The sequence below is a fragment of the Psychromonas sp. SP041 genome, from assembly GCF_000470315.2.
GTDB lineage: Bacteria > Pseudomonadota > Gammaproteobacteria > Enterobacterales > Psychromonadaceae > Psychromonas.
The window spans coordinates 123223-149208 of sequence record NZ_CBRF02000005.1; the positions used below are offsets into that span (position 1 = coordinate 123223).

General features: G+C 37.9%; 22 protein-coding genes. 10 read left to right on the forward strand and 12 right to left on the reverse strand.

The window, feature by feature from the left end; translation table 11 throughout:
- The first annotated feature begins 245 nt into the window (after positions 1-245).
- The 4 genes from SP041_RS04435 to SP041_RS04450 all read left to right on the forward strand — a co-directional run bounded on the left by SP041_RS04435 (position 246) and on the right by SP041_RS04450 (position 4664).
- Entirely contained in the window at positions 246-1385 is a 1140-nt protein-coding gene (locus SP041_RS04435; RefSeq protein ID WP_025565365.1) for a tyramine oxidase subunit B, read from the forward strand.
- A gap of 83 nt (positions 1386-1468) precedes the next feature.
- Entirely contained in the window at positions 1469-1900 is a 432-nt protein-coding gene (locus SP041_RS04440; protein ID WP_205961164.1) for a RidA family protein, read from the forward strand.
- Positions 1901-1935: 35 nt separating this feature from the next.
- The gene (locus tag SP041_RS04445; protein ID WP_025565367.1) at positions 1936-3228 is read left to right on the forward strand and encodes an FAD-binding oxidoreductase; all 1293 of its coding nucleotides are present in this window, start codon (positions 1936-1938) and stop codon (positions 3226-3228) included.
- Positions 3229-3266: 38 nt separating this feature from the next.
- The gene (locus SP041_RS04450; RefSeq protein WP_037049774.1) at positions 3267-4664 is read left to right on the forward strand and encodes an APC family permease; all 1398 of its coding nucleotides are present in this window, start codon (positions 3267-3269) and stop codon (positions 4662-4664) included.
- 81 nt (positions 4665-4745) lie between these two features.
- On the opposite strand, the gene SP041_RS04455 is transcribed toward SP041_RS04450, so the two are convergent.
- The gene (locus SP041_RS04455) at positions 4746-6230 is read right to left on the reverse strand and encodes a PLP-dependent aminotransferase family protein (protein WP_025565369.1); all 1485 of its coding nucleotides are present in this window, start codon (positions 6228-6230) and stop codon (positions 4746-4748) included.
- A gap of 268 nt (positions 6231-6498) precedes the next feature.
- Here SP041_RS04455 and tauA point away from each other — a divergent pair, with 268 nt between their 5' ends.
- Genes tauA through SP041_RS04470 form a run of 3 tightly spaced genes read left to right on the forward strand, consistent with a single transcriptional unit; the run spans position 6499 to position 9391 of the window.
- On the forward strand, positions 6499-7506 hold the full coding sequence (gene tauA, locus SP041_RS04460; RefSeq protein WP_025565370.1) for a taurine ABC transporter substrate-binding protein: 1008 nt from the start codon (positions 6499-6501) through the stop codon (positions 7504-7506).
- A gap of 49 nt (positions 7507-7555) precedes the next feature.
- Positions 7556-8395 (forward strand): taurine ABC transporter ATP-binding protein, encoded by an 840-nt coding sequence (locus SP041_RS04465; RefSeq protein ID WP_025565371.1) that lies wholly within the window; start codon positions 7556-7558, stop codon positions 8393-8395.
- 9 nt (positions 8396-8404) lie between these two features.
- Positions 8405-9391 (forward strand): ABC transporter permease subunit, encoded by a 987-nt coding sequence (locus SP041_RS04470; protein ID WP_025565372.1) that lies wholly within the window; start codon positions 8405-8407, stop codon positions 9389-9391.
- Between the two features lie 686 nt (positions 9392-10077).
- Here SP041_RS04470 and SP041_RS04475 read toward each other — a convergent pair.
- Positions 10078-10815, reverse strand: coding sequence for a sulfite exporter TauE/SafE family protein (locus tag SP041_RS04475; protein WP_025565373.1), 738 nt, complete (start codon positions 10813-10815; stop codon positions 10078-10080).
- A gap of 228 nt (positions 10816-11043) precedes the next feature.
- Between SP041_RS04475 and SP041_RS04480 the strand changes: the two genes are divergently transcribed.
- Together SP041_RS04480 and SP041_RS04485 are read left to right on the forward strand one after the other, a co-directional pair.
- Entirely contained in the window at positions 11044-12432 is a 1389-nt protein-coding gene (locus SP041_RS04480; RefSeq protein ID WP_025565375.1) for an aminotransferase class III-fold pyridoxal phosphate-dependent enzyme, read from the forward strand.
- 190 nt (positions 12433-12622) lie between these two features.
- Complete coding sequence (locus SP041_RS04485) at positions 12623-13390, forward strand: SDR family NAD(P)-dependent oxidoreductase (protein ID WP_025565376.1); 768 nt, start codon at positions 12623-12625, stop codon at positions 13388-13390.
- 165 nt (positions 13391-13555) lie between these two features.
- On the opposite strand, the gene lrp is transcribed toward SP041_RS04485, so the two are convergent.
- Positions 13556-14020 (reverse strand): leucine-responsive transcriptional regulator Lrp, encoded by a 465-nt coding sequence (lrp, locus tag SP041_RS04490; protein WP_025565378.1) that lies wholly within the window; start codon positions 14018-14020, stop codon positions 13556-13558.
- A 294-nt stretch (positions 14021-14314) separates the two neighbouring features.
- Here lrp and ald point away from each other — a divergent pair, with 294 nt between their 5' ends.
- A complete protein-coding gene (gene ald, locus SP041_RS04495) occupies positions 14315-15448 on the forward strand; it encodes an alanine dehydrogenase (protein WP_025565379.1) in 1134 nt (377 codons plus the stop codon).
- Positions 15449-15642: 194 nt separating this feature from the next.
- On the opposite strand, the gene SP041_RS04500 is transcribed toward ald, so the two are convergent.
- The 9 genes from SP041_RS04500 to SP041_RS04540 all read right to left on the reverse strand — a co-directional run bounded on the left by SP041_RS04500 (position 15643) and on the right by SP041_RS04540 (position 25181).
- Positions 15643-16626 (reverse strand): MDR family oxidoreductase, encoded by a 984-nt coding sequence (locus SP041_RS04500; protein WP_025565381.1) that lies wholly within the window; start codon positions 16624-16626, stop codon positions 15643-15645.
- A 102-nt stretch (positions 16627-16728) separates the two neighbouring features.
- The gene (locus SP041_RS04505; RefSeq protein WP_025565382.1) at positions 16729-17361 is read right to left on the reverse strand and encodes a TetR/AcrR family transcriptional regulator; all 633 of its coding nucleotides are present in this window, start codon (positions 17359-17361) and stop codon (positions 16729-16731) included.
- 544 nt (positions 17362-17905) lie between these two features.
- On the reverse strand, positions 17906-19999 hold the full coding sequence (locus SP041_RS04510; RefSeq protein WP_025566109.1) for a bifunctional diguanylate cyclase/phosphodiesterase: 2094 nt from the start codon (positions 19997-19999) through the stop codon (positions 17906-17908).
- Positions 20000-20666: 667 nt separating this feature from the next.
- A complete protein-coding gene (locus tag SP041_RS04515) occupies positions 20667-21005 on the reverse strand; it encodes a hypothetical protein (RefSeq protein WP_025566110.1) in 339 nt (112 codons plus the stop codon).
- 329 nt (positions 21006-21334) lie between these two features.
- Entirely contained in the window at positions 21335-21730 is a 396-nt protein-coding gene (locus SP041_RS04520) for a hypothetical protein (protein WP_025566111.1), read from the reverse strand.
- Positions 21731-21829: 99 nt separating this feature from the next.
- Positions 21830-22198, reverse strand: a complete 369-nt coding sequence (locus SP041_RS04525; protein WP_025566112.1) for a MazG nucleotide pyrophosphohydrolase domain-containing protein — start codon at positions 22196-22198, stop codon at positions 21830-21832.
- A gap of 119 nt (positions 22199-22317) precedes the next feature.
- A complete protein-coding gene (locus SP041_RS04530; RefSeq protein WP_025566113.1) occupies positions 22318-22644 on the reverse strand; it encodes a hypothetical protein in 327 nt (108 codons plus the stop codon).
- A gap of 707 nt (positions 22645-23351) precedes the next feature.
- The gene (locus SP041_RS04535) at positions 23352-23729 is read right to left on the reverse strand and encodes a hypothetical protein (protein WP_025566115.1); all 378 of its coding nucleotides are present in this window, start codon (positions 23727-23729) and stop codon (positions 23352-23354) included.
- Positions 23730-24008: 279 nt separating this feature from the next.
- On the reverse strand, positions 24009-25181 hold the full coding sequence (locus tag SP041_RS04540; protein WP_025566116.1) for a hypothetical protein: 1173 nt from the start codon (positions 25179-25181) through the stop codon (positions 24009-24011).
- Positions 25182-25986: the final 805 nt, after the last annotated feature.

A 25986-nucleotide genomic window follows, 5' to 3' on the forward strand; every position in this document is an offset into this window, starting at 1 on the left:
CCCTCCTATCTGCAAACCTAATGCCAATTAAATTCACTCCTAGTAACAACAGAACGATTATTAACCCCGTAAAAAAACCGTGTCGTAAAAGTTCAATACGCACAAATTTTAGAGGTCTAGGATAAAAATCACTTGCTGCTCATCAAGCGTTAATCCACTGATAAAGATATGTCATTGGATGTAATGAGACAGACGTAAAAATAAATTTTGTAAGTAATCCTACTCCAAGAAATTAAGGTGATGTTATGTCAGAAAATACTCAAATCGATTTTATATATCTTTCAGAACCAGACATGATCAAAGCAGGTGTTAAGAATATGCCTGGCTGTGTTGATGCAATGGAAGAGATGTTCGGACTACTCCATAAAGGCGATTATCGTATGGCTGGCGCAAATAATGATTCTCATGGCGCCATGGTTACTTTCCCTGAAAATCCAGAAATAGCGACGATGCCTCGTCACACTCCAGACCGTCGTTTAATGGCAATGCCAGCTTACCTTGGCGGTGATTATCAAACATGTGGCGTGAAATGGTATGGCTCTAACATTGCTAACCGTGAAAAAGGACTGCCGCGTTCAATCTTAATGTTCACACTTAACGATACTGATACTGGTGCTCCGTTAGCACACATGTCTGCAAACCTACTTTCTGCCTATCGCACTGGTGCTGTTCCTGGGGTGGGTGCGCGTCATTTAGCACGTAAAGATTCAAAGGTGGTTGGTCTCCTAGGACCTGGTGTTATGGGTAAAACATCAATTGCTGCTTTCATGGCTGTATGCCCACAAATCGACACGCTTAAAATTAAAGGCCGAGGTCAAAAAAGTTTAGATAGTTTTCTTAGCTGGGTGAAAGAGAGTTTCCCTCAAATCACTAATGTACAAGTCGTCGATACCTTGGAAGATGTTGTACGAGATGCTGATATCGTTACTTACTGTAATTCAGGAGAAACCGGTGATATTTCTTCATATCCAGTCATAAAACGTGAATGGGTCAAACCTGGCGCTTTCATTTCAATGCCTGCTTACTGTCGATTAGATCAAGGCTTAGAAGAAAGTGATGTCAGAAAAGTCATGGACAACATCGGACTTTATGAAGCTTGGCATGATGAAGTACCAAAACCTGCACACATGTACATTCCAATTATTGGCTGTCGTTTCATGGACATGATTGACGAAGGGTTAATGACCAAAGATCAACTTGAAGATCTTGGTTCGATTGTCACAGCGACAAGTCCTGGGCGACAAAACGATCAAGAAATTATTGTGTTATCGGTAGGTGGCTTACCTACTGAAGATGTCGCTTGGGCAACCAAAATTTACCACAACGCAATGAAACATAATATCGGTGTAAAACTCAATCTCTGGGAAACGCCAGAGCTGAGCTAGTCGTTATAACCATCATTATAAAAAAGCGTGAACACCAATAAAGGTCAATTCACGCATGCTTTACTTTAACGTGGAAAACTCACATGACACAAACTCATATAGCAAAGATAGTAAAAGTAAAAACAGGTTCAAAATTTGAAGAGATAGGCAGTTATTCTCGTTTGGTTTCTGTTGATAATTGGATTTACGTTTCAAATACAGCAGGGCGAAACCCTGAAACCAAAGTGATACCTGAAGATGCTTTAGAGCAAACTGAGCAAGTCTTTAGCAATATTGAAGCCGCATTAGAAGCCGTTGGCTCAAGTTTAGCTGACGTCGTTTTTTCTCGTGTATTTATTCAAGATCCTGAAGACGTTCATGCTGTTATGCAATTAATCGGCGAAAAATTCAAAGGTATTAACCCTGCGACAACAGTCACTTGTCCGCCATTAGGCTCAACCGTTTATAAAATGGAATTAGAAGTAACCGCTTATCGTGGTGCGGCAACTGCAGATATCCAAGAGATCACTATTTAAAATAGAAATGCTTACAACGTGTAGGAAACAAGCTCATGACAAAAACACTTGATGCAATAAATACAACGGACGTTCTTCCAGAGTCCACAACGGTTGTCATTATTGGTGGAGGCATTATAGGCGTGACAGCCGCACTGACATTAGCTGAACGTAATATCAAAGTGGTGCTGCTAGAAAAAGGCCATATTGCTGGAGAGCAGTCTTCACGTAATTTAGGTTGGATCCGCAAAACAAGTCGACATGCTGAGGATGTTCCACTCGCAATGGCTGCAGATCGCTTATGGGCTGAAATGCCACAGCGCATTGGTCAAAGTGTTGGTTACAAACAGGCGGGCATTATCTTTTTAGCCAAAACAGAGCAGCAATTGGCAATGCATGAAGCATGGTTAAAGTCTGTTAGCGCATTGTCTTTAGATTCAAAAATGATGACGGCTCAAGAAATTGATCAAACGGCACCCGGCGGTAAAGGTGATTGGAAAGGCGGCATTTATACGCCTTCCGATGGTCGAGCTGAACCGGCTATCGCAGCAACGAATATTGCTAAAGCGGCGATAGAAAAAGGCGCCATCATGTTACAAAACTGCGCAGTACGTACGCTTTCAACATCAGGTGGAAAAGTATGTGGCGTGGTGACAGAACAAGGAGAGATACGTTGCGATCAAGTCTTACTGGCTGGTGGTGCTTGGTCGAGGCGCTTTTTAAGTAACGTAGGGGTTTCATTACCGACACTGCCACTTAAATGTTCTGTGCTTCGTACTAAACCGATGGAAGGACCAACTGATATTGCAGTAGGTGGTCCTGACTTTTCTTTCAGAAAGCATCAAGATGGTGGTTTCATTATCACGCAGCGCTCAGCATTAGATGCGCCACTTACCTTGGATCATTTATTAATTGGCTGGCGTTATTTTGAACAACTACGTACACAACATCGTTTTTTACGTCCTGCTTTAGGGCGAGAATTCTTCAAAGATCTTTCATTGGGCCGTCGCTGGAAAAGCGATAGACGCTCTCCTTTTGAAGAAATTCGCACCAACGATCCTGAACATTCGTTAGCTATCAATCAAGAAGCACTCGCTAACTTAAGTGCAGCTTGGCCAGTTTTTAATAAAGCAGAAATTGAAGAAGAGTGGGCTGGCATTATCGATGTCACGCCCGATTCAAATCCAGTCATTGACCGTATCAAAGCTATTCCTGGTTTAACCATTGCAACAGGGTTTTCAGGCCACGGTTTTGGTACTGGGCCCGCGGCTGGTCAGTTAGCGGCAGATATTGTTTGTAATACCCCTCCACTCGTTGATCCAAGCCCTTATCGCTTCGACCGACTTTAACATCATAAAAACGTTTTACTCAAAAGAGGAACAGAAACATGATAGCTATAACAGATTCAGATAACGTCAATATGGCTGCGAAACCGGCTGCTCATAAAATGACAAAATTAGGATTACCAACAATGATGGCGATATGTATCGGCTTAGTCATTGTTCAAGGTGCTATGATCTCCGCACTTCAAGGCTTAGGCATTGGTGGGATGGGGTTTATTGCCGCGATGGTTGTTGCGCTTATTTTAGCGCAATTTAATGCGATGAGTTTCTCTGAATTATCGCTGATGTTTCCTCAGGCTGGGACTTTAGCGACTTATACACAAAAAGCTATTGGTCACTTTCCTGCTATCGTCGCTGTGTTTGCTGGCTATGTTGTTGTAGCTGTCTTAGCCTTACCCGTTGAGATGTTTTTAGTTGATGCTATGTTAGGCGAATTACTGCCGGGGGTATTACCTGAAAAAGTCGTTCCAATGATTATTTTAGTTATTTTTACTGTCACTAATCTGATTGGGACAGATGTGTTTGCTAAAGCACAAAATTTCTTAGCATTTGTATTAGTGAGTGCATTAGTACTGACTGGGTTTGTGGCTATTACTGGTGCGAGTCAACCTCATCCTGAGTTAGTTGGTACCACTGTCGATTGGGGTTTTTCAGGTATAATGGATGGTAGCTTTATCGGTTTAGTTGGCTTGGCATTATGGACAATGGTTGGCGTAGAATATATCTGCCCAATGATCAATGAAGTTAAGAATCCTCATAAAAACATTCCACGAGCAATGCACTTGTCATTATTTATGATCTTTTGTATTTTCTTAGCGTTTATCTATGGTGCAAGTTTATTTTTAAATGTTGAAAGTTTAGTGAGTTCACCACTTCCATTTTTAGATTATGCCAATGCGGTATTCGGCAAAAGTGGTTTAGTGATTGCGACTATTATGGCCTTAGCTGCAACTTGCAGTACTATGAATACGATATTAGCGGCAGTACCAAGAATGTTACAAGGCATGGCAGAGCAGAAACAAGCTTTCCCTCAACTTAAAGCAACCAATAAACACAACGCACCTTGGGTAGGTATCCTGATGATCGCGGTACTAACCACAATCCCTTTCCTATCATTAGGTATTGATTCTTTAATCGTGTTAATTATTGCTGCAACAACCAGTTTTTTATTAGCTTATAGCGTAGCGCATATCAATGTCATGGTATTACGTAAACGCATGCCAAATCACCCTCGACCATACCGCACACCTTTCTTTCCTGTGCCACAAATATTAGGTTTAATCGCAATGTTATTTGTTGCTTTAAACAACTCACCAAGCCCAGAAATGACACAACTTGTGTACAGCATCACTGGTGGAATATTAGTGGTCTTAAGTATTATTGGTGCGTTATGGGTGAAGTTTTATATGAAACGTAACTTATTTGAACCAGATATGAGTTAACGCAACAAGTTTACATAAATAATAATAAAGCCATTTATGTTTCAAATGCCAACATTCAGAAATGATGTTGGCATTTTATGTTTATGATTTTTTTAATTGTTTAACTAATCCACCAAGTATAGCCAACCCTTCTAATATCTTATCGATATTGATCGCTGAAAATCCCAGTCTAATATAATTTTTAGGGCCATCTTTTTGCATAAATAACGTATCACCAGATTCGATTAAAATGCCTTCTTGTGCCGCTTCTTTACGTAATTGATGGCTAGTAATGCCAACGGGTAAACCTATCCAAAAACAAAAACTGCCAGCAGTTGAGTGAATCTCACAATCAGATAGGTGTTGTTCAATACCTTGTTGCATTTGTAACCATTTCTTTTCATAGGTACGTCGCATACGCCGTACATGGCTATCGTAATAACCTTGGCTAATAAACAAAGCTGCGATTCGTTGATTGTTTGAAGGTGGGTGGCGGTAATGTAAAATACGTAATTGACGCAACTCGGCTACCAATGAACTATCTGCGACTAAATAGCCGATGCGGATACCCGGTGTCAGTGATTTAGATAAACTGCCAACATAGACAACGCGTCCATCTTGATCAAAACTTTTCAGTGCCGGTAAAGGCTCTGCGATAAAGTTAACCTCACTTTCATAGTCATCTTCAATCACGATAAAGTCGTCTTTACAAGCTTGCTCAAGTAAGGCTTTACGGCGTTCAATGGTCATGGTCACTGTAGTAGGGTATTGATGGCTTGGCGTCACACAGACGTAATCACAATGGCTAAGTTGTTCGCCTATCTGAACACCTTCATTATCAATTTCAAGTGGGCTGACTGGACTATCACATAATGAAATGACATGGCGCAAATTGGCATAACCTGGATTTTCTACACCAAAGGTTATGTCTTTACCTGCTAATAAAGAGGTTAATAAAAATAATGAATTCTGAGTGCCAAGTGTGATCAGAATTTCTTCTGGTTTAGCACTGATACCTCGTTTTGAAAGGATTTGTTGGCGAATTTGAGAAACCAGTTGTGGGTCATCAATATCGATGAAGCCTTCAACCCATTCATGTAGTTTACCTTTGCTTTCTGCTATTCGAGAACATTCTCGCCATTGATATAACGGAAATTCATTAACGTCGATATGACCATAAATAAAAGGGTAAGGATATTTTAACCAATTCTCATCTTTGTTAAGTGTTGATAACTGGCTGGGTTTTTTTTGTAATCGTTGAGACCAGTTTGGTTGATTATTATTTTGTGAATCAGCGACCTTAGTAGGTTGCACCGAATTGGGGAGTCGTTGCACTGTAAGTAAGTCCGGATGCACGAAGAAACCACTACGTTTACGCGCAACTAAAAAACCTTCATCCACTAAACTTTCATACACAAGTACCACTGTATTTCTTGATACTTTTAATAACTGCGCCATTTTTCTACCAGAAGGTAAAGCCTTGCCACCAAAGGCATCTTGCTCGATTAGTTCGACTAATTTTTCACGGATCTGCTGCTGATAAGTACTGTTTTGATGCAGTTCAATATTCATTAAAAAATCAACCATGTGGCACCTGCTTAAAAGTTGGAGCGAATTTTGTTTATAAGTTTATATGCACTTAGCAAACGTAGTATTTTCTGTCTGTTTACTTCTACTTTTAAAAGGCAATTTTTGAGCCAACCTGTTGTTGTGAAGATGAGCTTAGAAGATCGAATGGATAATAATGGACCACGAATTTAAAAAACTGGCTCTGTATCTTATTTTTTGCACCGCGTAGTTTAAATAACGAAACCAACGTCACATCAACAGCATCAGTTAAATAAGGAATTTTAAGATGAGAAAGTGTAAATCAATAAAACTAATGACAGCTATGGCCGCGCTATTTTTTGCATCAACAGTGAGTGCAAAAGATGTCACGATTGGTTATATGGGGATGAATAATCCTTGGAAGCATGCCATTAATGAGAAATTAATTGAGAAAGAAACGGGTTATAACGTGAAATGGAGACGTTTTGACTCAGGTGCAAAAGTGATCACGGCAATGGCTTCTGGTTCAATTGATATTGCTTCTGCTGGATCTAGCCCAATTGCTGCCGCGGTAAGCCGTGGTATCAACATTGAATTAGTTTGGATTTTAGAAAATATTGCTGATGCTGAAGCATTAGTGGTACGTAATGATAGTGGTATTACTGCACCCTCTGACCTAAAAGGTAAGCGCATTGCAGTACCGTTTGTATCAACTACACACTTTCATGCACTGTTTGCATTAGAACAATTTGGCTTATCAGATAAAGACGTAAAACTCACTAATATGCAACCTAATACTATTAATGCTGCATGGCAACGAGGTGATATTGATGGGGCGTTCATCTGGGATCCTGTATTAGGTAAGATTAAAAAAGATGGCCATGTACTAATTACTTCAAAAACGCTAAGTTCGTGGGGTAAACCTACTTTTGATGGTTTAGTAGTTGATAAAGAATTCGGTAAAGAAAATGCTGAGTTTATGGCTAAAATCCTAAAAATAGCAGGTGACCTTGACCAGCAATATCGTAGTAGCAAAGACACCTTTGATGCTTCTCATCCCATCGCAAAATCAATTGCAAAAATATCTGGCGGTGACATTAACCAAGTTGCAAGTGTATTAGACCTTTATGAATTCCCTGATTTTACTCAGCAATTATCATGTAATTGGCTTGGTTGTGGTGTCGATGGTGGCGCTGCTAAGTCATTAAAATCAACGTCAGAGTTCTTGAAAAAAGAAAAGAAAATTAACGATTTAATGCCTGATTATAGTGTCTTTGTTAATCCTGAATATGCGTTAGCAGCATCAAAGTTATAATTCGTCATTTACCTAATTAACTTAAGCAAAGCTATCTAGGAGCGTTGTAATGAACACATTGAAAGTTTGTGAAGTATCAGTTGTCTATCCGGGCTCAGACGGCGGTGAATCAGTAACTGCCTTATCTGAAGTTAATTTAACAATGGAACAGGGCGATTTAGTGGTTGCTTTAGGAGCCTCTGGTTGTGGCAAAACAACGTTACTGAACCTGATTGCTGGTTTTATTTCTCCAAGCAAAGGTTACTTGACCTTAGGTAGCAGCACAGTAAAAGGTTATCCAAGGGTGTTGTGTGGCAAGGATATTGGCGATGAAGTGACAGGACCAGATGCCGATCGAGGTGTTGTATTTCAAAAACATGCGCTACTACCTTGGTTAAATGTCATCGAAAATACTGAGTTTGGCTTAAAGTTACAAGGTGTCGATAAACATACGCGTCGCGAACGTGCCGCAGAATATTTGAAACTGGTTGGTTTAGAAGACTTCCATCAACATAAAGTGTATCAACTTTCCGGTGGTATGCAGCAACGTGTCGGGATTGCTCGCGCGTTAACTAACGATCCTAAAATGTTGTTGCTGGATGAACCGCTAGGTGCATTGGATGCGCTAACACGTGAATCATTACAAGAATTATTGTTAGATGTTTGGCGTAAAACCAACAAGATGATGTTCTTTATTACCCATAGTGTTGATGAAGCCTTATTGTTGGCAACGCGATTAGTGGTTATGTCACCTAGACCGGGCCGTATCACGCATCAATTTGATTTAAACTTTAATCAACAATTCTTAGATTGCAGGGATGCAAGAAAAGTTAAATCTAGCCCAGAATTTATAGCAATGCGTGAACAAGTGTTAGCAATCATTCATGGCGACGAGTTGGCGGTAGCCTAAGGAACTATTATGACCAGTATGACGAAATCAATGAATGCAAGCTCGACAGGTTCACCTAATAAAAAAGGAGCGGATAGTAAACCTGATGCTGAACCGCAAATGGTGGATAGTAAAGAAGAGCGTGAAAGTGCAGCAGCTTCGGTTTCATTGCTAGATAAACTACAACTTAACATTAAGAAAATGACTGCGCCAAGTGCAGTGCAAAGTGGTGAATACTTTGGAACGCCTGGGGCGGGAGATAGCCGTTTAATTGGTGTTTGTTCAACCTTATTCTTTATTGCTCTTTGGGCTATCGCCACTGAAGGTGGATTTATTAAACCTATCTTTTTACCGTCACCTTTGGACGTGGTGCAACGTTTAATCGATATCACGGTTGATGGTTTTGCAGGGGCAACATTAGTAGAACATCTCAATGCGAGTTTAGTGCGTATCTTTGGTGCCTTTATACTTGCTTGTTTGATCGGGATCCCACTGGGGATCACCATTGGCTGTAACCGAGTTTTTCGTGGTATTTTTGATCCTTTAATTGAATTCTATCGCCCACTTCCTCCATTAGCTTATTTACCGCTGATTATCATTTGGTTAGGCATTGATGAATCGAGTAAAGTAACATTGATTTTCTTAGCGATGCTATCGCCGATTGTGTTAAGTGCGCGTGCTGGTGTAACGTCAGTGCGTATTGAACAGATTCAAGTGGCTTACTCAATGGGGGCAACACCTTGGCAAGTGATCACTCAAGTCATCGCTCGAGGTGCAATGCCGGACATTATGACTGGTATGCGTATCGCAATAGGCTTTGGTTGGACAACGTTAGTGGCCGCTGAAATGGTTGCTGCAGAACGTGGTATCGGCTTTATGGTACTTAATGCCTCTGAGTTTTTAGTGACTGATGTGGTGATTGCAGGGATTATTGTGATTGGCATTATCGCTTATTGTTTTGATCTCTTGATGCGTTACTTAGAAGCGAAGCTTATTCCTTGGAAGGGTTATAATTAAACGTATATTTCATTGATAAATGGCTTCCATTTAGCTGTTAAAATGTAGATATTTAGACACAAAAAGCCCGCTATTATATTGTAATAGCCGGCTTTTTATTGGCTGTTATAAAGTAAATTAGACGTCAACTACATTAAGAATCGTTTTTAAATACTTCTAAGGTTTCAGGTAGAAAGTGGTCGCTAGATACATTGCTAGGTGCATTGATTGCTCAAGCCATAAATAAGAAGCATTACAGCACTGTCACAAAGCCTGATTTACAGGGTCTGATACCAATCACACTAATTAACTGCTCTTTGTCTCTTCGCATACTGCTTAACACTCTACCTTCTAAGCTGCTTATTCGCTTACTAAGCGATTAAACTAGTTCACTCGTAGCAAAAACTGTGGCTTAGTATTAAGTACTCTTTTAATAAATTGAAAGCTTTATCAGCAATAGTTTAAATAAGTTTAAATAAGTTTGAATAGCTTGGTTCAGTAATTAGCAGCATACAACTTCAACTAAGTTGGCTGGTGGCATAAAGGTCATCAAAAGAGTCCATAATATTACGAGTGGTTAATTGAAAGGGGGGTATGATTGGGGGGTGAATAAACTAGGGATAAATAAACTGGGAATGAATAAAAAGGATGACGCTTTGAATAAAGACTCACCCTGAAATGTCTAACTTAGATCGCTAGTTAAAAGGTTATGTTAATAAGGTATGCGTTGAGTTTGCGATACCCAGTAAAGCCACTACCACCATAATAGGCAATGCAAAACTTTTTAATGATTGAGGTGGTTTTCGATTAAACAAGTATTGTCCATAATAGACGGCTAATAACGTTGGAATAGTCAGTATTAATAAAGCGTTAAGTAAAGTGTCATCGACTAACCCTCCGCTAATCAGCGTGATCACCGCTAGTGCTTCACTTGCGATAAAAAACAAGATCATCGTGGCCCGTTGGCTACTCGTTGGTAAATTACTTGATAACATATAATACACAATCATCGGCCCACCAATTGATGCACTCGCCGTGCCAGCACCAGAGGCTAAACCGAAACCTACTTTAGTAATACTTTTCTCGGCATCGAAGGGTCTATAGCTTGAGAAGAGTAAAGCAGCTAATGATAAAATCCCTAAACATATTAATAACTTTAGCGTCTCTGCTGGAATTAAAAGCAAAAAACTATATCCAATAGGGATGCCTAATATAGAGCCTAGAATTAGTTTCTTTAATGCAGGGAAATGAGCTTGCTTAACTGCTTGTCGCCATAAATTTAAGCTACAAATAAGATCCAACGACAATACAATGGCAACACTCTGTTGCGGCTCAAAAAAGAAATTTAAACCGACTACCGCAATCACTGCAAAACCAAATCCACTATATCCACGCACCACTGCCGCAAACATGACGACAGGTAATACATACCAAATTTGCTCCACGGATCTTCCTTAGATTTATCGAATATTGGCCACACTATTGCAATATTAACAATCAATTTATAGAGCCAAAAATGAGTGATTGTGGTTCCACTGGCCTTGCAAATTAAGAAATGCTTTAAAAGTGATTACTGGCTCTATCGAATAAAATGGCTGGTGCTAAAGGAGAGGCTAATTTGTAAGTTAGTGTAGTTCATCGAAAATCGATACTTAACTAAGGAGAAGACCATAATGGACTCACAAACAGCGCAGTTAATTGAAAAAGATCGCAATCATGTATGGCACCATTTGAGTCAGCACAGTGTTTTAAAGCAACAAGATGCTTTAAAACAACAAGATCCGATGATCATGGTAAAAGGTGAGGGATCCCATGTTTGGGATGCTAAAGGCAATAGTTATCTTGATGCTTCTTCTGGTGGTGTATGGTGTGTGAATGTTGGTTATGGGCGTACAGAAATTGCTAATGCAGTACGTGATCAAATAGAGAAGCTTAACTTCTTTGCTAGTACCGCAGGAACAGAGCCCGGTGCAGAGTTCGCTGAAAAGTTATTAGAGAAAATGCCAGGAATGAGCCGTGTGTATTACGCAAGTTCGGGATCTGAAGCGAATGAAAAAGCGTTTAAAATAGTGCGTCAGATTTCTCAGCAAAAATACGGTGGTCAAAAAAATAAAATTTTATACCGTGAGCGAGATTACCATGGCACAACGATGGGTGCTTTAAGTGCAACAGGCCAAGAAGAACGTCGTTTACATTACGGCCCGTTCTTATCTGGTTTTGTTGAGTTTCCACATTGTTGTGAGTATCGAAGCCAGTTTGGCGAGGTAAAAGATTACGGTATTTTAGCGGCTAAAGAATTAGAAAAAGTGATTTTACGAGAAGGACCAGATACCGTTGGCGCGGTTATTTTTGAACCGATTACTGCTGGTGGAGGCGTGATTACCCCACCTGAAGGTTACTGGCCTGCTGTAGCTGAAATATGTAAAAAATATAATGTATTAATCCATATCGATGAAGTCGTTTGTGGCATGGGTAGAACAGGAAAATGGTTTGGTTATCAGCATTACGGTATTAAACCAGATATTGTCACCTTAGCAAAAGGCGTCGCATCAAGTTATGCCGCTATCTCTTGTGTTGTTACCACGGAAGCAATATTTGATGAATTCCTTGCTGATAGTAGCGACCGTGATGCTTATTTTAGAGATGTTAGTACTTACGCGGGTTGTACTGCTGGGCCTGCCGCTGCATTAGCTAATTTAGCGATATTAGAGCGAGAAGATCTTATTAATAATAGTGCGATCATGGGAGAGTATTTATTAGAAAAATTCCATGATTTAAAAAGCAAACATGAGATTATTGGTGATGTTCGTGGGCAAGGATTGTTATTAGGCATTGAACTGGTCAGTGATCGCGAAGCTAAAACACCTGTAGCAGAAACTGAGACGATGAAAGTCGCTGGATTATGCATGAAAAAAGGGCTCATTATTGGGCGCACAAACCGCTCTTTTAAACTATTTAATAATACGCTCTGTTTCTGTCCAATGTTAACGTTAACTCATAAAGAAGCTGACTTTATTGTAGCAATATTAGATCACGTTTTTACAGAGTTAGCTGATGGTTAATTGATAGCTAGTTAATAGTGGCTATTCGCGCGTTAATCGTTTGGTTAATCGTTAATTGACTGTATTACTAATGCCTCTTTCAGATTGAGAGAGGTGATTAATCAAATATTATTATTTCAGTGCTCCTCAATTCGCATAATAAATGGCATATTAGTAAAACTTACCATATTACTTTTCAAAGGAATATTTTATGACAGCTCATCAACACCCTGTAGTTTTAATTACTGGCGCAACGTCTGGATTTGGTTTGGCAACGGCAAAAAAGTTTGCAGAGCATGGTTATCCACTGATTTTAACAGGTCGAAGAGAAGAGCGTTTACAAGCTTTAAGTAGCGAATTATCACCACTGACTGACGTTCATTATTCTGTGTTAGATGTCAGAGATAGTGAAGCGGTTACCGCGTTTACTCATAACCTTCCTGAGCGCTTTAAACAGGTCGCTATTTTAGTCAATAATGCAGGGCTAGCATTAGGCGCAGAATCAGCCGATAAAGCCAAGTTATCAGACTGGCATACGATGATCGACACTAATGTCACTGGCTTAGTTAACGTCACACACAGTTTATTGCCCGTGCTGAAAGCACAACAGTCTTCAACGATTATCAACCTTGCAAGTATTGCGGGTAATTGGCCTTATCCGGGTAGCCATGTTTATGGTGCGAGTAAAGCCTTTGTTGCACAGTTTTCTAGAAATTTACGCAGTGATTTTGCGGGTACAGGTGTTCGAGTGACCAGCTTAGAACCGGGTTTATCAGAGAGTGAATTTAGCCTGGTAAGATTTAATGGCGATCAAGATAAATACGATTCAATTTATGAAGGCACTAATGCTATACAACCTGAAGATATCGCTAATATTATCTTCTGGATTGCTGAGCAACCAGCACATATCAACATTAATAGTTTAGAAGTCATGCCAACATCTCAAGCATGGGATAGCTTTAAAGTCGTTAAGCAGTAGGGTGTAGCGAAGCAGTAGAATGAAGCTAAGTAGTAGGATGTTAGATTGAAATTAGACCACACCGACTAACCGATAATGCAAAAGAAGCGCGAAACAAGGTTGATATATCGAAGATGGATATATCAACCTCATTAAAAATAGCTTCTTTTAGTAAAACCTTAACAATTAATTTGGAATATTAATCGATGTTAAGTATTTCACTTCTTCCATCACCACATAGGTTTTAGAGCTTTTTATATCAGGCAACGAAAGAAACGTTTCACTAAGCACCTTACGGTATGCAGACATATCAGCGACACGCGTTTTCAATAAATAATCAAAATCACCCGATACAAGATGACATTCTAATATCGAATCAAGTTTTTTTGCTGCTTCATTAAAACGGTCAAATACATCAGCAGTAGAGCGCTTAAGTGTTAGCTCAATATAAACTAATAACGACGCATCTAAGTATTGAGGATCAAGTAACGCAGTATACGACTTAATTATTTTCTGTTTTTCTAAACGCTTTACCCTTTCTAAACAAGGTGTAGGGCTAAGTCCTACTTTATGAGAAAGCTCAACATTAGAAATTCTGCCATTCTTTTGCAACTCTCGTAATATATTACGATCAATTCTATCTAGTGACATCGACTGCGCCTAAACTCTATTCCAGAGTAATTAACTGCTATAAGACTAAAAGTTAGTATTATAATCTATAAATTTTAAAATTAATAAATAAATAGTGTAAATAAAACTATTTATTAATACCTATACTGTTTCTGTAGGCTATTTGTTGAACGATAAAAGTCTGATAAATGAGCAATTTTGTTGTTTGCACAGTAACGCTTTGTAATCGTATTTTCATATTAATAAATTAGAGAATTTTAACAAGCCTAAACAAACTATAACCTAAACATTACACAACATTACAAGGAGCAGTATATGATTATCGGTGTACCTAAAGAGATCAAAGTTCATGAGTATCGTGTAGGGATGACCCCAGCAAGTGTTAAAGAATTAACATCGGCAGGTCATACTGTTTATATCGAACAGTCCGCTGGTGAAGGAATAGCGTGTAGTGATCAAGAGTATGTTGATGCGGGTGGAAGTATTTTAAAAACTGCAGAAGAAGTATTTGCAACAGCGGAAATGATCGTAAAAGTGAAAGAGCCACTTGCCGTAGAACGTGCCTTACTTCGTCCTGACCAACTATTGTTTACCTATCTCCATTTAGCGCCTGATATGGCACAAACAGAAGATCTCATTAAGAGCAAAGCCGTTTGTATTGCTTATGAAACCGTTACAGGATCAAATGGTGGACTACCATTATTAGCGCCGATGTCCGAAGTGGCTGGTCGCATGTCTATTCAAGCGGGTGCGGCATGTTTAGAAAAATCTAACGGTGGTGTTGGTTTGTTGTTAGGTGGTGTAGCCGGCGTTGCTCCTGCAAAAGTGGTTATTATTGGTGGTGGTGTGGTGGGGTGTAATGCGGCCCAAATGGCTATCGGTCTGGGCGCAGATACAACGATTGTCGATAATAACATCGATACATTACGTAAAGTAAACGCACAGTTTGGTTCAAGTATTAAAACCGCTTATTCTAATAAATACAATTTAGCATCATTAGTATTAGATGCTGATTTAGTGATTGGTGGTGTACTGATTCCAGGTGCCGCTGCACCTAAATTGGTTAGCGCTGAAATGATTAAAAATATGCGTCCTGGTTCTGCAGTGGTGGATGTGGCAATTGACCAAGGTGGTTGTTTTGCAACATCAAAAGCAACAACGCATGATCAGCCAACTTATATCGTTGACGACGTTGTACATTATTGTGTTGCAAACATGCCCGGAGCGGTAGCAAGAACCTCTGCTTTTGCATTAAATAACGCAACGTTGCCTTACATTTTACGACTAGCAAACTTAGGTTACAAAAAAGCATTATTGGCCGATGCACACTTGAAAAACGGCTTAAACGTTATTCACGGTAAAGTGACCAATGCTAGCGTCTCTGAAAGCTTGAACATTCCCTTTGTATGTCCTGATGAAGCATTAGCAACGCCTTACGTGGCAGCTTAAATTTAGTTGCTAATTGTTAGTAAGGTAGCATTTAGTAAAAAGGCCATTTAATGCATCATTAAATGGCCTTTTTTATAGGCGTATAATACCAATCACACCGGCAACCAAAAGGATCTTGTTTAATAGAAAATAGTATTTATAAACCGAATAACAGTTCAGCAATAACAGTTCAGTAATAACCAGGCAGTAATAGTCTAGCCAGTAATATTGACCACAACACGACCGCGTACTTTACCTGAGATCAGTTTTTCTGCGGTTTCAATCGCTTCATCTAAGGTGATTTCTTTAGCGATATCATCAAAAACAGCGGGTTCTAAAATAGTCGCAAGGCGTTCCCATGCTTCAATTCTATCTGCAGTAGGGCGCATAACACTATCAATACCTGCTAACGTCACACCTCGTAAAATGAATGGCATAACCGTTGTTGGTAAATCCATACCTTGTGCTAAACCACAAGCGGCAACCACGCCACCGTACTTTAGACTTGCACAGACATTCGCAAGGGTATGACTGCCAGCTGAATCAACCGCTGCTGCCCAACGTTCTTTTCCTAACGGACGTCCTGGCTCTGTTAATGTTGCTCGGTCAATGACTTCTGTCGCACCTAGTTTTTTAAGGTATTCCGATTCTTCAAGGCGACCTGTTGATGCGACAACGTTGTAACCTAGTTTAGCTAATATCGTAATAGCAAAACTACCTACGCCACCATTGGCACCGGTGACTAAAATATCGCCTTTGTCTGGTGTGATACCATTTTTTTCTAATGCAATCACACATAACATCGCCGTATAACCTGCTGTCCCAATAGACATCGCTTGGCGGGCTGAAAAGGCTTTAGGTAAAGGGATTAACCATTCGCTTTTTAAACGCGCTTTCTCTGCTAAACCACCGCAATGCGTTTCGCCAACGCCAAAGCCATTTAATAAAACGTGATCACCTACTTTAAATTTCTCGTTGTCACTTTGTTCAACGGTACCAACTAAGTCAATCCCTGGCACCATTGGGAAGCTGCGAACGACAGGACCTTTACCTGTAATAGCAAGAGCATCTTTATAATTTAACGTGCTATAAGCGACTTGAATAGTGACATCACCTTCAGGTAACACACTGTCATCGATGTCTTTTACTGCAGATCTGTAACCCTGTTCATCTTTCTCGATTAAAATACCTTTGAACATATTTTCTCCTTTTAGACCGACCGTCTATTAATGATTAAATATGATTTAATTAAACTGAATTAATCAAATACATAAAGTTAAAATGTTAAAAACTGCGCTTTCTCATCGAGGTAATCCTGCGATGAAGTGATTTAAATAATTATCTAGTGGTGTGCTGCTTTGCACTAATCGTGTACGACTCACCGCACCTTCCCAACCTATCCAAAAACACTCAGATAATTGGTCACAATCTGCAGTTGTTGATAAGTCACCATGAGTTTGCGCTAACTTAAAACATTGGCTTACACGTAACTGCCAAGCGTCGAATATATCTATTAATATTTGCCTAAAGCTTTCTGGTAATAAATCAACTTCTTGCCCTAAATTACCCACTAAACAGCCACGTTTAAAATGATGACGTTCTAACCCTGCTTTAGCATTATCTGCAAAGTTTTTAATGCGCATAAGTGGCGGATAGCTTTCGTCTAATAAGTAAGTATCTAATTTATTAGCGAAGTAATTTGCATAACTTTCAATTACTGCCAAACCAAAAGCTTCTTTGCTTGAAAAGTAATGATAAAAAGACCCTTTAGGCACGCCGACTCTTTTTAAAATAGGATCGATACCTGAAGAGGCAAAGCCACTTTCTGTTAATTGCTCAAGACCACTGCGGATTAATTCAGCCTTAGTATCACGATTTTCCTGTGCACTTTTTAATGGTCTACCACGTCGTGGTTTTGTTGTTATTAATGTCATAAAACGATAGTAAATAGTGTCATGTAATCATAATAGACCGATCGTCTAATTAAATGCAATGGCTTTGTAAATAGTAATGAATTTAATGTAATAAGAATTGATTTAATACAAGATAAATGGATTTATACCAATGGAATCAAATAAGTGATCAGAGATTGCGCAGGAAAAATTAACACTAATAAGGCGTGAGTTGTAGGAGATAGTTGTTCTCACTTCAAAACTCACAACGCAGTTAGGGGTGATTTTAACCAGCAAGAATGATCACCTTATTAATTCTTTTGGTATTAGCATGATAGAAATAGGGGGGCGTTAGAAAGTGATTTAACGAAAAAGACATAAATATCGGGTAGTTTAAGGGGAGTTTAAGTTAATGGAGAGAGACTAAGTATTATCGAATTTTGTATAATCAAACATGAAATGATTAACCTATCAGTAACCTAACTAAAGGTTAATGAATAGGTTATTGAAAGGTATTGAGTGCGTATTAGAGATTTTTTAATATATGTAAGTAAGAAGGGTAATTACACAGAATTATTTACAGAGTCTACGTTTCATTCATTTTTTTATAATGGCTTGAAAAATCAATAAACTGTCCAGCAGGCATCGGTTTACTAAAGTAATAACCTTGCACATAATCACAATCTAATTCTTTCAAGATAGCCAGTTGCTCGGTGACTTCAACGCCTTCAGCCACCACGTCTAGACCTAAGCTATGTGCAATGGCAATACTTGCTTTAACCAAGTCGCGATCTTCTTTATTTTGAGTAATACCATTGATAAAGCTTCGATCAATTTTTAACACATCAAAGTCATATTGACGTAAATAACTAAGTGAAGAATAGCCTGTACCAAAGTCATCCATTGAAAGTTTAACACCCAACTTTTGCAATGCTTGTAACGCATCTGCAATATAAGATTGGCCAGTCATTAATACGCCTTCAGTAATTTCTAACTCTAAACTACCTGCTCCAATATTGGCGTCGTTCAATGAATCCCTAATAAAAGGGATCAAGTTTTTATCTCTAAATTGACGAGGTGATAAATTAACCGCAATAGTATATTGCTCACCTTCAATTTGTTGCCATCGGCTTAAAAAGTTAAGCGCTTGTTTAACAACGTATTGTCCAATGACCACAATCAACCCAGTATGTTCTGCAATCGGGATAAATTCATCGGGTGTTATATTACCTAACGCTGCACTATGCCAACGTAGTAACGCTTCTGCGCCAATGGTTTTGTTATTTTTAACATCAAACTGAGGTTGGTAATAAACTTCAAATTCATTACGTTCGAGTGCGCCATGCATCTGCTCTTCAATTTCAAAGCGACGTATCATTGCAATATTCATTTCTTTGGTAAAAAACGAATAAGCATTACGTCCTAATGACTTAGCTTGATACATCGCGGTATCGGCATTACGTAATAAATCCGATACCGTATGACCGTTTTCAGGCGAGACAGCAATACCAATACTCAAAGTAAGAATGAGTTCTCTACCGTCAATTTGGAAAGGTTCTCTGAACACTTTTAATAAGTTTTCAGCTATTTCGAGTGGATCATTTTGCTTATCTAAACCTTTAGATAATACAATGAACTCATCACCACCTAATCGACCTATTGTATCTTCTTTACGCATTGTTCTGCTTAATCTAAGCGCAGATTCAATCAGTACTTTATCGCCTACTTCATGACCTAGTGAATCATTCACTTTTTTAAAGTCATCTAAATCAAGAAAAAATACCGCGATACGTTCATGACTTTTTTTAGAGTCTTCAAGCATTTTTGATAAACGGTCAAGTGCTAAAAAGCGATTTGGCAGTAGTGTTAACGCGTCATAATAAGCATGTCTGCGTATCACTTCAGAAGATTTATATTGTTCGGTAATATCTCGAACAATTGTTAGTATTTGTTCATATTGTGGTAAATAGCTCATACGAGCTTCAAAGTAAGTCACACCATGCGGTAGTGTTAATTCATACTCAAAGGTTAATGCGCCTGTATGATGTCTTACTTTTTCAATATAACGACTAAATACTTTCGATATATCTGTAGGTAATGTTTCGCTAATGGATTTGCCTACAAATTCTTCGGGGGTGACGAATAAGTTTTTATGGTTACTGGCATAGTAATCGATGATAGTGCCATTTTTTTCCATCAAGAAAAATAAGTCTGGCGTGGCTTCAAAAATGGTTTCAAGCATGTGCTCTTTAAAGACAACTTGAGCTTGAGCATGTCGAATATCAGTTAGATTGATATCAATACAATACATCTGTCTTTTATTAAATTGATTGGTAAACATGACATGGCTTGAAAACACATTAACATCATTGCCATCTTTGTCGCATAAAGTGATTTCTGAAGCAGGAATTTCTATATCTTTTTTTACCCAATCTCGATGTGCAGCAATAACAAATTCAGACATCGGCTCAGGAATAATCAGCTTTTCTATTTTTGCGCCTAAAGCATCTTCTTTGCTAAAGCCATAAAGCTTTTCGCTTCCTGTATTCCAATATATAACACGACGATCTTCATCGTAACCTTGAACTGAAATAGCATCCACAGCATCAAACAACTGATGTAAAGTATCATTAGTTGTATTTTGGTTAGCAAATAGGTTACTGATTTCTATCGATCTCATATTGGAACTCATATTAGATTTAATAAAAGATGAGGTTATATACATTCTATATCTTAATAGCTATTTTTTCATTAATAAATTATATTTCTATGATCATGAACAAGGCTATTTTAGATAGTTTGTGGTGAGTTAAATACCTAGCTAAATGGTTTTATGTGATGACGGCATGTAATGAAGATCTTAAACTTACTGATCGGAGCTTTTAGATGTTTTTTTTGGGGGGTAGTTTGCCTGTCCGCGTTGAGGCTTTGTTAAACATTGTTGTTCGGTATTTCGCTTTGTTGACGATTTTACTTTTTGAATTTTTTGAAACTTTACCCATAGCATGCAAAAACTGGTACCGCTCTATTTATGCATCACTTCATACGGCGCGTTCATGTGCCGAATGAAGTTACAGCAAACATCCTGTTTGCTGTTGCAGAAAGAGCTTCATCGCTTGGGAAAGCTCAACGGCGGGTAGTCGTAGCCACATTGAGTATCGAACTTTATTGTTAACTGTTTGAGTTTGTTAACAACCATTGGATGTCCCGTACTTTACTAGATCGCAAAACCATATTTAGATTCCTTAGTCACGTCTTGCCAGCAGGGAAGAAATACTGTTAAAAATATGACACGCTATTTTCTAACATTTATCGAAAATAAAAGCATGCGGTTAGAGCAAAATAACTTAACTATCATTAAAATACAAAATACAACCAGAGATGAAAAACATTGAAACGGTAAGTACAAGTAACAATGCTAAATACCAATCAAGCTTTCTGGTATGTTTAAGGATTGCTTTATTATCAACCATTATACTTGAATAACCTTTTCCGATTAGAATTGCCATCGCATAGACAATTGCTCTGCCCCCAATTCCTTTATCCCAGTCAGGTATAGCAGTGCCTTCTTTAACCATTTTCTTTTCAATATAAGGTAAAGAAATACGTCCAAATGCAAAACTTGCAATAGCTAATAATAAAAAGTTTATAAATGCAATCCAAAATACCCAATCTTCAAAAGACAAACTTTACTCCCCATAAAATCACTAAGCATTGATCCACCAAAACCAGCTGCCAATACAGCACCAGCTTAGAGGCGTAGTTGTTAAAGTAGCGCCTATAGCGGTTGTAAAAAGATGTTTTAACATTAAAAAATGCATAATAAAATGACCCAATGGCAGTCTTTTTGGTTATTGATAAATATAGACTTCTCTACTGGCTGAGAGAAAGCAAAGCCGCCACAGGGGTGAAACACCAAGTTACAATGATTAAGAAAGCTTCAATAAGCGCAAACGAAAAAGATTATTAAGATCAACCATTGGATGTCCCGTACTTTATCTACCGTACTTTATCTTTATTTATTTAACATTCCTTTCAACTCGGAGAATTGACCTGCCAGTAATTGATCTTTACTCATAAGGTTTTTGCCATCAATAAGTTTTACGAGTCTGCCACCTGCGCCTAATCCTGCTTCAGTAAAAGCTTTGCATTCAACATTGGTATAGCCTCCCTCATTTATATCCAATAAATGGATATATAAAATAGGTGGAGTACTAAGGCGTTTTTTAGGGCATAACTCAGTCACAATCTTTTTAAAGCATTGTTCTACGATAAAAAAGTCACCCATTAATGTTCGTGGATGAGTTAAACCTGAACAAGTAGATTCTGTAGAGCGCTCCGAATGTAATTCCGTTGCTTTTACTTTACCGTCGTAAACTTCAAGATATAAAGCGTATTTAATAAAAAACATGTCAAGACCTTAGGTGTATGAGGTTGCATAAAAGGTGAAAAATGATTGGTTAACATGTAAGAAAAAGTAAAGTAACGTCTTTGCGTTTTTGAATACTTGCTATGACTTAGAAGCATGCTCAACGGCTAAATCTATTTTTTGCTTTTCTTTAATATCAGACCACTTGTTACCCGTTTCAATGCCTGAGACTCTTTCTTCATATTTACGACAGGCTCTTGCTAAAACGGCTTTGGTATCAATACCTATTTCTTTTTCTAAGGCAGTTAGAATATTGAGGTAGTCCCAAAGAATATCCCCTAGCTCATCTTCTAAATAACACTTTCTGGATTTAGGGAGCTCTTCTATAACTTCATCTACTTCATTTTTAATTTCAGAAAGATAAGTCTCAGCACCATTTGACCATGTGCTGGTTTCATCAAAAACAGTTTTACGCTTCGCAATACCAAGTAATTTATCGAACTCTTTCATGAAACCTCTTTGGCAAATAATATATATTAAATGGAACACTTATCGTCTCAAGTTATTCTCTAAAGTTATCATATAAAACTATCGTCAGTAATGTGATGTAGTGGGGCAATGATATCGACTTACCAATAGTACATTTTAAAATAAGATAACAATAAGAATATAGCTAACCAAAATATACCAGCCAACCACATAATTATCTTTTTCTCTTGGGTTGGGTACTCGTCTGTATACAGCACAACGGCATAACAACACACAGGAAAGAGCTCAAAAAGCTGCCCTGCATATCGGTTATTCATGCCCATAAAAGGGGGAACATAAAAATAGATGACACCATAAATAGCAATCAAAATAGTGGTTAATATTCGTCTAAAATTGAATGGCTCACAACCTTCCGTCACATAAGAAAAAAACGCTAATGCACAGAGAACTAATACTAGAAATATCAATGTAATACCTTAATGTGAACATTTTGAGTGAAGCTGTATTTATAGGTCATTATGCACCAACGTAAGGGGACAATTAATTAATTGTTCGGGAAAACTCAACGGTGGGGGAGATGTAGCCACATTTGCTAATGTCTTAAGCTTAGGTGTTGTTGGTTTGTCTATGCTCATCGAGGCTTTATTAATAATTGTTGCTGGGTGTTTCGCCTTGTCGGCGACTTTACTTTTTTGAACAGCAAAGAAAACCATTTTTATAAAAAACAATGTTTATAAAAAGCCAAAGAAAGCTGTCACCGATCGCTTTCTTATCCAATCAATGAAGCTCTTTCTTTATGCACCACTTCATACGGTGCGTCCATGCGCCGAATGAAGTTATAGCAAACGTCCTGTTTGCCGTTGCAGAAATAGCGTCATCGCTTGGAAAAGCTCAACGGCGGGTAGTCGTAACCACATTGAGTATCGATATTTATTGTTAACTATTTAATATTATTAAGAGCAACCATTGGATGTCCCGTACTTTCCTTCGAGAAAAAAAAGTATTTTTGAAATTGAATAATCAAATAAAACAATAATTTAAAAATTGTAATTTATCATAACTTTACAAAAACGAGTTATTCTACAACCTCAACTTAAGCGGACTAATATGGTAGATTATAATGTGTAGCGAAGCAGATCCCAACCCACTGTTTTAGTTGCGTTTAAAACTCTTATTATGTGTTTGTAATACATCTGTTTGCATCATCAATCGTTTGTTTAACTATGCTATAGCTAACATTACATTCTTTTTTAGACACTCTCAAATTCAGAACCTTGCCTTTAGTTAATGACTTTCTAAAATGTCTAACTAGTTTACAGCGAAGTTCTTCCGCCTCGTCTGCATTTAGATTTGAGGCAATAACAGTATTCTTTGAAGCGCCCTTAAACTCGTATGTAGTAGATACCAATGGACGATTCCCATGTCCAGATTGAATTTCACCTTTAGCCCATTCATACGACAAGACTGCGTCTTCCGGTGGATTACCAATTTCACGAGCAGTGAAAAATACTGATGAATCAGGAAAAACTGCTACGTAAACACAATGCGACATAAAAACTCCAAATATATTTATTAATGACAGATAAAAAAACTGTCAAAATTTGTTCTATTGACTCTATAACATAACGTTTGAGTAACAAATTATACTCGAAGATACATAACGAGGCTGTAGAATTTCTTTCTTTTAAAGAAAAACAGCTATTTTTAAAACTTAATAATCAAATGAAATAACAAGTTAAAAATTTATGTTTTTATGAATTTACAAAAAAACGAGTTATTCTATAACCTCAATGCCTGCTTAAACGGATTGAAATGTGTAGCAAAACGAATCCTAACCCACTGTTTTATTTGTGTTTAAAGCTCTTGTTAGCTTTTCATCATCAATTAACCAATTATCAATTATATTAATAAAATCATTCAGTTTTTGGTTCTGAGTATGGCAACTTTTTAACGTAGAATCCCAATATTCGATATCAGATTGGTCATGAAATTGTGGATGAATGTCATCATTTTCGAAAACCATAAAGTTTAATTGATTGTTAAAATATACATCTTGAAATATTACAATTTCCACAATGTGTTTGTAGTAACTTTTAAGGTCAAAAAAGTCATTATAAATAAAGCCAAATATATTTGGGACAATTTGCCTCTCCACTTCAACAGTCTTAATTCCTAATGTATTTCCAAGTGCTCTTATGTGGTGATGTTCTCCCGCTTGAGTACTTTTGTATAGAACATCATAATATTTAGAGCCTATTAATAAAGGTTTTGTTATATCTTTAAACCATTCGACTATGTCAGCTCTTTTATCCGTTTCTACAGGCAAACATTTATATGAGTGCACCTCTTCACCAATTAATGTGAAATTCTCTTGACTGAAAGCCTTCTCGCTTAAAGCAGAAAACTTACGTTTATATGATGGTAATAATAATGCAGGAGAGATCGCTTCAATAACTAGTTCACTTAACAACTCTAATTTATTTTTTAAAGATCGAGATTTTTCAAGTGATTCTGACACTTCTTTTTTTATTTTAGCTATATAGACGACTTGATCTTTACTCAGTCGAGAACTAGAAATAAAATCATCTAATTCAACTTTTAATAGCTGTTTGAACAAAATTTTCAGAACATCAATATACTCGAGCAAATGCGAACTATGAACAGCTAACCCGTTCCCTTGGTGATAGAGTTTATTTCGTATTCCATGAAAAAATTCTACTCTAGCTAAATCCTTAACACTAATACCTTGCCTACTATTTTTTACACCCTCGACCACATCATGAAATCCCTTACGAGTGATATTATATCGTTCATCTTCAGATGTAATAGCTCCTGTTATTTTTTTAGGCAAACCGAGATATGTTTTAAAAAGCATTTCAGCCCCTACATCCAACAACAAAAATGCGATTAAATTATCCTCTTCATTTTTATTCTTAGAATGCTTTATAGCTTCTAAGACTATTTTTACTGGTGCTTTTTGCCATGCTTCTAGATTAATATTCATTCTGCGTACCCAAAATCCTTAGATAAGAAAGCTGACAGTTCATTAAACCGAAAAATTCCATATTTCAGGTGGAAATATGGAATACATTAATTTGGTAAATTTTTTCAACAGTACGCTACTGTAACGGTAAATCAAACGTTTAAAGTTATCTTTAACCTTAAATCAAATATTAATCATGTAGATAGGTGGAATTATTCCGCATTAACCACGGAAAGACTGAATGAGGTTTATTGTTTATATTTAACAGGGGGTTTATTTTATTACTGGAGTAATAAGAAACTCTATATGGCTGCATCAATTTCCCATTTTCGTTTTTCTGAATCAATTACTACCTTTAGCAAGCTAAGGCATGGAGTGATTTATGCGATAGCATAGTTTATGAGCGGGCTAAGCTCTGCGTGCCCTTTGCCGTTGCTAGCTCAGTTCGCCACACGGACGTGGCGTATGAGCGGTGCGTTAAGAAGGCTGTTATTATTATATTTTCAAAAGAGTAGATTCAAAAACGATATGGGCGAGTTTTTTTTGGTTCTGTTTTCTTTGTTCGTATAAAGAATTTTGCTTATTTAGAGTGTTAATAAAAATCAAACAGCCTCAACGAGCGCAGCGAAACATTACCCAATGTGGCTACAATTCCCCGCCGTTAAGCTTTCCCAAGTAATCCATTCATTTTTAGTAAAGCCAAACAGGATGTTTGGATTAGTTGAGGCTAGTGCATGGATGCACGTTCGAAACGGTACGATAAAAATGAGTGGATTACTTGGATCAGAAAGCGATCCGGTGCCAGTCTCTTTGGTTCTTTGTAAAC

What these genes read in the sequence shown, in the direction of transcription:
- SP041_RS04435 (WP_025565365.1), top strand. Translation starts at nt 246, where the DNA reads ATGTCAGAAAATACTCAAATCGATTTTATATATCTTTCAGAACCAGAC.
- SP041_RS04440 (WP_205961164.1), top strand. Translation starts at nt 1,469, where the DNA reads ATGACACAAACTCATATAGCAAAGATAGTAAAAGTAAAAACAGGTTCA.
- SP041_RS04445 (WP_025565367.1), top strand. Translation starts at nt 1,936, where the DNA reads ATGACAAAAACACTTGATGCAATAAATACAACGGACGTTCTTCCAGAG.
- SP041_RS04450 (WP_037049774.1), top strand. Translation starts at nt 3,267, where the DNA reads ATGATAGCTATAACAGATTCAGATAACGTCAATATGGCTGCGAAACCG.
- SP041_RS04455 (WP_025565369.1), bottom strand. Translation starts at nt 6,230, where the DNA reads ATGGTTGATTTTTTAATGAATATTGAACTGCATCAAAACAGTACTTAT.
- tauA (WP_025565370.1), top strand. Translation starts at nt 6,499, where the DNA reads ATGAGAAAGTGTAAATCAATAAAACTAATGACAGCTATGGCCGCGCTA.
- SP041_RS04465 (WP_025565371.1), top strand. Translation starts at nt 7,556, where the DNA reads ATGAACACATTGAAAGTTTGTGAAGTATCAGTTGTCTATCCGGGCTCA.
- SP041_RS04470 (WP_025565372.1), top strand. Translation starts at nt 8,405, where the DNA reads ATGACCAGTATGACGAAATCAATGAATGCAAGCTCGACAGGTTCACCT.
- SP041_RS04480 (WP_025565375.1), top strand. Translation starts at nt 11,044, where the DNA reads ATGGACTCACAAACAGCGCAGTTAATTGAAAAAGATCGCAATCATGTA.
- SP041_RS04485 (WP_025565376.1), top strand. Translation starts at nt 12,623, where the DNA reads ATGACAGCTCATCAACACCCTGTAGTTTTAATTACTGGCGCAACGTCT.
- lrp (WP_025565378.1), bottom strand. Translation starts at nt 14,020, where the DNA reads ATGTCACTAGATAGAATTGATCGTAATATATTACGAGAGTTGCAAAAG.
- ald (WP_025565379.1), top strand. Translation starts at nt 14,315, where the DNA reads ATGATTATCGGTGTACCTAAAGAGATCAAAGTTCATGAGTATCGTGTA.
- SP041_RS04500 (WP_025565381.1), bottom strand. Translation starts at nt 16,626, where the DNA reads ATGTTCAAAGGTATTTTAATCGAGAAAGATGAACAGGGTTACAGATCT.
- SP041_RS04505 (WP_025565382.1), bottom strand. Translation starts at nt 17,361, where the DNA reads ATGACATTAATAACAACAAAACCACGACGTGGTAGACCATTAAAAAGT.
- SP041_RS04510 (WP_025566109.1), bottom strand. Translation starts at nt 19,999, where the DNA reads ATGAGATCGATAGAAATCAGTAACCTATTTGCTAACCAAAATACAACT.
- SP041_RS04520 (WP_025566111.1), bottom strand. Translation starts at nt 21,730, where the DNA reads ATGTTTTTTATTAAATACGCTTTATATCTTGAAGTTTACGACGGTAAA.
- SP041_RS04525 (WP_025566112.1), bottom strand. Translation starts at nt 22,198, where the DNA reads ATGAAAGAGTTCGATAAATTACTTGGTATTGCGAAGCGTAAAACTGTT.
- SP041_RS04535 (WP_025566115.1), bottom strand. Translation starts at nt 23,729, where the DNA reads ATGTCGCATTGTGTTTACGTAGCAGTTTTTCCTGATTCATCAGTATTT.
- SP041_RS04540 (WP_025566116.1), bottom strand. Translation starts at nt 25,181, where the DNA reads ATGAATATTAATCTAGAAGCATGGCAAAAAGCACCAGTAAAAATAGTC.